Source organism: Streptomyces sp. NPDC002144 (assembly GCF_053593695.1).
Genome location: NZ_JBSFDB010000122.1, coordinates 1 through 7,088 on the forward strand (window position 1 = coordinate 1; position 7,088 = coordinate 7,088).

General features: G+C 69.3%; 7 protein-coding genes. 2 read left to right on the forward strand and 5 right to left on the reverse strand.

The genetic code is table 11. The features are described 5' to 3' along the window. Positions 1–73: 73 nt before the first annotated feature. Positions 74–403 carry a radical SAM protein gene (locus tag ACWCQ1_RS51280; protein WP_451030035.1) on the reverse strand — a complete coding sequence of 110 codons (330 nt, stop codon included), beginning with the start codon at positions 401–403 and terminating at the stop codon, positions 74–76. Then, on the reverse strand, positions 400–948 hold the full coding sequence (locus tag ACWCQ1_RS51285) for a molybdenum cofactor biosynthesis protein MoaE (protein WP_451030036.1): 549 nt from the start codon (positions 946–948) through the stop codon (positions 400–402). Before ACWCQ1_RS51285 ends, ACWCQ1_RS51280 begins: the two co-directional genes overlap by 4 nt. 210 nt (positions 949–1,158) lie before the next feature. Here ACWCQ1_RS51285 and ACWCQ1_RS51290 point away from each other — a divergent pair, with 210 nt between their 5' ends. Next, a complete protein-coding gene (locus ACWCQ1_RS51290) occupies positions 1,159–2,127 on the forward strand; it encodes a helix-turn-helix domain-containing protein (protein WP_451030037.1) in 969 nt (322 codons plus the stop codon). Between the two features lie 6 nt (positions 2,128–2,133). On the opposite strand, the gene ACWCQ1_RS51295 is transcribed toward ACWCQ1_RS51290, so the two are convergent. From ACWCQ1_RS51295 to ACWCQ1_RS51305, 3 genes are read right to left on the reverse strand one after another with little or no spacing between them, the layout of a single operon-like run. Next, positions 2,134–3,120, reverse strand: a complete 987-nt coding sequence (locus ACWCQ1_RS51295) for an NAD(P)/FAD-dependent oxidoreductase (RefSeq protein ID WP_451030038.1) — start codon at positions 3,118–3,120, stop codon at positions 2,134–2,136. After that, a complete protein-coding gene (gene fdxA, locus ACWCQ1_RS51300) occupies positions 3,101–3,427 on the reverse strand; it encodes a ferredoxin (protein WP_451030039.1) in 327 nt (108 codons plus the stop codon). The genes ACWCQ1_RS51295 and fdxA overlap by 20 nt, the downstream gene beginning before the upstream one ends. Positions 3,428–3,433: 6 nt before the next feature. Further along, a complete protein-coding gene (locus ACWCQ1_RS51305) occupies positions 3,434–5,614 on the reverse strand; it encodes a molybdopterin-containing oxidoreductase family protein (protein WP_451030040.1) in 2,181 nt (726 codons plus the stop codon). 1,119 nt (positions 5,615–6,733) lie between these two features. Here ACWCQ1_RS51305 and ACWCQ1_RS51310 point away from each other — a divergent pair. Continuing rightward, on the forward strand, positions 6,734–7,088 hold a 355-nt coding region (locus tag ACWCQ1_RS51310; RefSeq protein ID WP_451030041.1), incomplete at its 3' end, for a polysaccharide lyase family 7 protein.

Below are 7,088 nucleotides of genomic sequence, written 5' to 3' on the forward strand. Positions count from 1 at the left end.
GGGAGTCCTCCCGGACGGGGCGGTCGTCGGTGAAGCAGGAACCCCAGCGGGCGACCGCTGGAATCCCCCGCCTTTAGGCGGGGGAGGAAGTCAACGCAAGGTCGAGACCGGGGATCGCAGCGAGCATGCCGACGAGGTCCGCGATACCTCGCCGTAGGAGGGGCTCGCCTCCGGTGAGGCGGATCTTGCGTACGCCCAGGGAGGCGAACACCCGTGCCAGGCGGGCGATTTCGTCGAAGGACAGCAGCGCATCGGAGTGCAGGTAGCGGTGGTCCGGGCCGAAGTGCTCGCGCGGCATGCAGTAACGGCAGCGGAGGTTGCAGCGATCGGTGACGGAGATCCGCAGGTCGCGCAGGGGGCGGTCGCGGCGGTCGAGGAGGGCTGAGCGGAACGTCGACGTCATGGCTTCGGTTCCCATCGGTGTGCCGCCGTCGCCACGTCGTCGATCCGGCTTCCGGTCGCCACCCAACCAGCCGCGCCGTCCCCGTCGTACTCACGCTTCCATATCGGTACGGATTCCTTGAGGACGTCGATGCAGAAGCACGCCGCGGTGAACGCCTCCGCGCGGTGCGGCGCGGACACCACGACGAGGACGCTCGCCTCGGTGAGCGGCACCGGGCCGTAGCGGTGGAACAGCGCGACCCGCCCCAGGTCGGGCCATCGGTCCCGGGCGGCGAGGGCGACAAGGCGGAGGCGGGGCTCGACGTGACCGCCGTACGCCTCGTAGTCGATTGCGACGATCCCGGTACGGCGGCCGGTGAGGTCGTCGCTGTGGTCGCGGACGGTGCCGGTGAAGGTGACGACCGCACCACAGTACGGGACGGACGCCCACTCGATCGCCTCGGCGACCGGGAGGCGGTCCTGGGTCAGGCCCACCCGGATGTCGTCGCCCGACTGCTCCTTCTCCGGGCAACTGAAGATCTGCTCGTTCACGGTGGCTGTCACCATGCGTCTCCTCGCCTCCTGGACCGGCAGTGGCCTTCATCCTCACCGGCCACGGCCCGCCGCGTACGACGTCGCGCGACAGGCATTTGACCGGCGGCGACGGGAACAGGAGGACCGTCGAATCCCGGTTTTCCGGTTGTTTACACGGCGAAAACGGGACGTCCGAGCGCGAGGCTGACACTCTGGTCAACGAGTAGCACAGCGAGGTAGGCCATGACAGCAGCGGCGGCAGCAGGAGCGAACGAGACGAACACCGGCCGGAGTGAGGTCTGGCGGGAACTGCTGCGGGACCACTTCGTCAGCCTGGACGTGGATGTCGAGCGGGACTGCGGCGTGTTCGACGGTGCCGTGCGCAGCGACTTCCTCGGGCACCTGAGGGTGTCGGGGGTGCGCTCGGTGGACCAGGACATCGTCCGTACGACGGAGCTGCTGCGCCGCGACCACGACCGCTACCTCCAGGTGTGCCTGGTCCGCCGCGGTACGGCGCGTGCCACGCAGGACGGGCACGAGGCGATGCTCCGCCCCGGCGACTTCGTCGTCTACGAGACGGAGCGGCCCTTCCAGTGGACGCTCCGCGCGGAGGCCGACTCCCCTTACTGGGACCTCGCCGTCTTCACCTGGCCCCGTGACACGATCCGCCTCAGCGACAGCGAGTCGGCTCAGCTGACCTGCCGGACGCTGGACGGCGGCAGCGGTATCACCGCGGTGCTGAGCAGAATGCTGACCGATCTGCTCGTCGAGAAGCCGACCGTCAGCGAAGGCGGTGCCATTCGGATCGCCGACGAGATCGGCGACCTGGTCGCGACCATCGCCACCGAGGCGTACGGCTTCGGCGGCGCCACCGACCGGCACGCGGATCTGCTGCGGCGGATCGACGCCTATATAGCGGAGAACCTCGGGGATCCGGACCTGTCCCCGGAAAGCGTCGCGCGGGCGCACTTCGTGTCGACGCGCCAACTCCAGCGGATGTTCGCCGGGCGGGGGCAGACGGTGTCCCAGGTGATCCGGCGGCAGCGGCTGGAGCGGTGCCGGCGTGATCTGCTGAACCGGCGGGGCGGCGAGGCCACCCTCACCGAGATCAGCGTCCGCTGGGGGTTCACCGAACTGGCCGTGTTCAGCCGGGCGTTCAGAGAGGTCTACGGCACCTCCCCGACCGCCTACCGCACGCGCGCCGGGGCGTGAGGTCCGTCAGATGCCGTCGCTGGAGTGTCCCGGCACGGTGGCCAGCGTCGGGTCGATCACCGGGGCGATGTGGTTCACCGCCAGCGCGGCCTCGCCCAGACCCACCGAGATCAGCGCGACTTTGCCGTCGTAGTCGGCGATGTCGCCCGCGGCGAACACCCGCGGGTGGTTGGTGCGCATGGTCCGGTCGACCTCGATGTGCCGGCCCCGCATCCCCAGGCCCCACTGGGTGAGCGGGCCGAGGTTCGCGACGAAGCCGAGCGCGGCCACAACCGCGTCCGCCTTCAGGTGTTCAATCTCGCCGGTGCCGAGGTCGCGCACCTCCACTTCTTCGACGTGGTCCTCGCCGCTGATCCGCCGTACCTCGTGCGGGGTGTACAGCCGCACCGACGACTCGCGCAGGAGCCGTACGCTGTGCTCGTGGGCCCGGAACTGCGGCCTGCGGTGGACCAACGCCACTGAGCGGGCGAGGGGTTCGAGGGCCAGCGCCCAGTCCACCGCGGAGTCACCGCCGCCGACGATCACCACGTCGGCGTCGGTGAGTTCGGCCGGTTGGGGTACGAAGTAGCGCAGGCCGCGGTTCTCGTACGCGGTGCCCGCGGGCAGCGGGCGGGCGGTGAAGCTGCCGATGCCGGCGGTGACCAGAACGGCCTTCGCCCTCACGACCGTGCCCCGGTGGGTGGTGACGGTGACACCGTCCGGGGTGTCCGTCAGGGTCTGGGCGGTGTGGCCCAGCAGGTAGCGGGGGGCCGCCTGCGCAGCCTGCTCCACCAGGTTGTCGACGAGGTCCTGTGCCTTCACCACCGGGAAGCCGGCGACGTCGTACACCTGCTTCTCGGGGTACAGCGCCGCCATCTGACCGCCGGGCTGTTCCAGCGCGTCGACGACGGTGACGGACATGCCGCGAAACCCGGCGTAGTAGGCCGCGTAAAGGCCGACCGGACCGGCGCCGACGATCAGCAGGTCAGTGTTCTCAGCTCCCTTGGCCGGCACGCCTCTCCCCCAACAGGGGATGGTCGACGCCCACCGGCCCGCGCGAGGTCGCGCCACCGGACACGTCCTCATGCGCCTCGAAGAACTCGACGGCGGCCGTGGCGAACGGGGCGAGTTCCACGGGGATCTTGTGTTCCCAGTGGATCGCGTCGCTCGGGCAGACGGTCATGCACTTGCCGCAGTCGACGCATTCGTCGGGGTGGATATACATCATCCGCTCCCCCTGATAGATGCAGTCCACCGGGCATTCCTCGACGCAGGACTGGTCGAGGATGTCCGCGCAGGCGTCGGTGACGACGTACGCCATGGTTCATCAGGCCCTTTCGATCTGGACGAGGGTGTCGGAGAAGGTGGGTGCGTTGCCGAGGTCGGCGAAGGCAGTGGGGTTCAGGGAGGCCATCGTGGACAGCGACGTGCTGTGCGAGCGCCAACTGCCGTAGGCCGACACGACGACGCCGCAGAGCACGGACTTGTCGAGCTTCGCCTTCACCACGAACGAACCGCGGTCGTTGAAGATCCTTACGTCGTCGCCGGTGGCGATGGAGCGTTCGGCGGCGTCGTCGGGGTGGATGAGGACGGTCGGGTCGCCCTGTACGCGACGGTGCATGGGAAGGTTGGCGCTGCTGGAGTTCAGGTAGGCGTGCGGCTTCGGGGTGATGAGGCTGAGGGGGTGGCGGGCTGCCAACTCGGGGTTCGTGTGCGGGGATTCGCGCGGCGGGATGTAGTGCGGCAGCGGGTCGACCGGGGCGCCCGGCTGGTGGTCGCCCGAGCCCTGGCGGAAGAGGGGGACAACGAAGTTGCCGACGGCCTCGGCGATGGAGGACTTGAACTCCACCTTGCGGGACGGAGTGGGAAAGTCGCCCTGTGCGTAAGGGGCGTACTGGTCGGCGGGCGGCACGTTCAGCCGCTGCCAGCCCTTCTCCTTCAGGGAGTCGACGGTGATGCCCGCCATGGCGGGCGCCGACCAGTCGAAGGCCTCGCCGATCATGTCGTCGTCCGTGCGCCGGAAGACGGGGTCGGTGAAGCCCATGCGGGCCGCGAGCCGCCGGAACAACTCGGTGTTCGGGATCGCTTCGCCGAGCGGCTCGATCGCGCGGTGGTTGTAGGTGATGTAGAGGTGGCCCCAGGAGAACATGATGTCGTCCTGCTCCAACTGCGTGGTGGCGGGCAGCACGAGGTCGGCGAACTGGGCGGTGTCGGTCATGAACTGCTCGCTGACCACCGTGAACAGGTCGTCCCGCAGCAGGCCCTCGATGAGCCGCTCCTGGTCCGGGCAGACGACCACCGGGTTGGAGTTGTAGACCATCAACGCCTTGATGGGCGGGTCCAGTTCGAGGCCGCCGGTGAGCGCCTGGCCCAACTGGTACTGGTTCACGATCCGCTTGCCGGGCTCCAGCATGTCCGGGCGCATCATCGCGCCCCAGTTGACCGGGAACGCCCACAGGGGGAGCTGGAGGATGCCGCCGCCGGGGTTGCGCCACGCGCCGACCAGCGCGGGAAGACAGGCCAGCGTCCGTACCGTCTGACCGCCGCCCGCGTGCCGCTCGATGGCCACGCCGATGCGGATGACGGACGGCTGGGCGGTGGCGTAGGCGCGGGCCAGCTTGCGGATGTCCTCGGCCGGGACGCCGGTCTCTTCGGCGGCCCACTCGGGCGTGTACTGCTTCGCACGCTCGGCCAACTCCTCGTATCCAACGGTGTAGTTGGCGATGTAGTCGGCGTCGGTGAGGCCCTCCTCGATGATCACGTTCATCATCGCCAGGGCGAGGGCGCCGTCGGTGCCGGGGCGGATCGGGATGTGCCAGTCGGCCGCCCTCGCGGTACGGGTCTTCACCGGGTCCACCACGACGACGGTCGCCCCACGCCTGCGGGCCTCGGCGATGAACGGCCACAGGTGCAGGTTGGTGCTCATCACGTTGCAGGCCCAGATGAGGATGAACTTCGAGTGGACCAGGCTCTCCGGGTCCACACCCGCGCAGTCGCCGATCGTCATCGTGTACGCGGTGCAGGCGCCGGAGTCGCAGTAGGTGCGCTCGGCGATGGTGGCGCCCAGCTTGGCGAAGAAGGGGTCGCCGACATTGAGGCCGTTGAGGATGCCCTGGGTGCCGAGGTAGCTGCACGGCATGATCGCCTCGGGCCCGAACTCGGCCGCGATCCCCCGGAACCGGGTCGCGATCTCGTCCAGGGCCTGGTCCCAGGTGATCCGCTCGAAGCTGCCGCCGCCTTTCGGGCCGCTGCGGCGCATCGGGTACAGGATGCGGTCCGGGCTGTAGACCCGGTCCAGGTAGTTGTCGACCTTCACACACAAACCCCCGCGTGTGTACGGGTGTTCGCGGTCTCCAGCCAGCTTTACGGCCTTGCCGTCCTGAACAGTGACCGTCATGGCGCAGGTGTCCGGACAGTCGTGTGGACACGCACCCCGTACCTGGGTCGTACCGGCCGCCGTGCCGGTTCCCGTGCCGCTGCCGCTTTCCGTCGCCGCTGTTGTGCTCATCTGCCTTCCCCTGCCTTCCCCTCGGATCGAGCCTGCCTCGATCGTCGGGCGGCCCGGCGGCGGACCGTTAGGCGCCAGGCGCCAGGCACTTGACCGAGGGCGACAGACCTGGCCGGCCCTGGCGTGTGTGCGGACTTTCTGGCCTCGTCCAGCATCTTCTCCTCGCCGAGTTCGAAGCCGATCTTCACGAAGGCGGGATCCGGGTGGCGAGGTGGGCGTCGGCCGCCTACCGGGCGGCCCGGTCCGCGGCCCTCGGGCGCCAGTAGGAGAAGTTGGAGCGGGCGATGCCCAGGATGGTCCGCAGCCGCTTCACGCCATAGCGGCGGTGGTGGTCGGGCAGATGCCTCTGCGCAAGCGCGCGATGGCCGCCGTGGTCATGAGCACCGCGGTCTTCACCGCCCTCGCCCCCAGGCCATGGCCGCCCCCATGCCCTGGGAAACCAGCAAGACCCCCACGACCACCACCCGCCATGCCCCCTCCACAGCGGCCGACGACAGCGGCACGGTCACCGTGCTCTGCACCGGCGGCTGCTACCAGTAAGCGGCCACTGCGGGGAACCCACTCGCGGCTGTCCAGACCGTCCCGGACGCTGGTGATACGTCCAGGCGATGCAAGCCGCCGCAGGACAGTCGGCCCCTACCGTCGCCCACGGACCGGATCGGCCGGCATCAACAGCTCGATCCCGTCCCCCATCACATCAGTGATCACAAACCGGACAGACACCTCCGATCAACCAACCAAACCATCAAAGAACCACGCTCCACCTCTCGACGCCCGTCCAAAGGCCGTCGGCAACCTGCAGGATGGCGCGAAACCGGTCGATCGAGGCGCACACGCGCGACGCCCCCTCCCACTCCGCGCCCTACTCCCCCACTGGCAGACGCCCGTGGCACACGAACTGCCCCCCCCACCACGGCCACGTCCTGCGGTGCCGCGGAGACCCGAATGCAGTAGTCCGTGGACAGCGGGCCGACGTAACGGGTGGGCGCCTGCGGGGACTTGTTGCGGCAGACCGCGACCGCGTTGGCGCGGCCCAGCGTCACCGGCGGGCGGCCGTCGTCGGTGAGGAAAGTCCTGGCCGGCGCCAGCGTCACGGCCGTCGTGGGCGTCCTCGCGGTGATGAGCACCAGCGAAGCCACCGCAGCGGACCCGAGCAAGGCGCCCGGCGGCAACTTCGACCTGTCCGTGTGGCAGCTCCAGGAGCCCGTCGGCTCGCCCGGCTCACCGACCACCATTCCGTCCTCCCGCCTTCAGGGCGCGAACGGTTACCAGGACTCGTACTTCTACACGGACCAGCGCGACGGGGCGATGACCTTCTGGGCACCGGAGAAGGGTGTCACGACCCCCAACTCCAACTACGCCCGCTCCGAGCTGCGGGAGTTGACTTCTCCCCCAGCTGAAGCAGGGAGATTCTTCCCTCGCGGGTTGAGCTTTCTGCTTCTCAGACAGCAGCTGCCCCGAACCAACGGCAAGG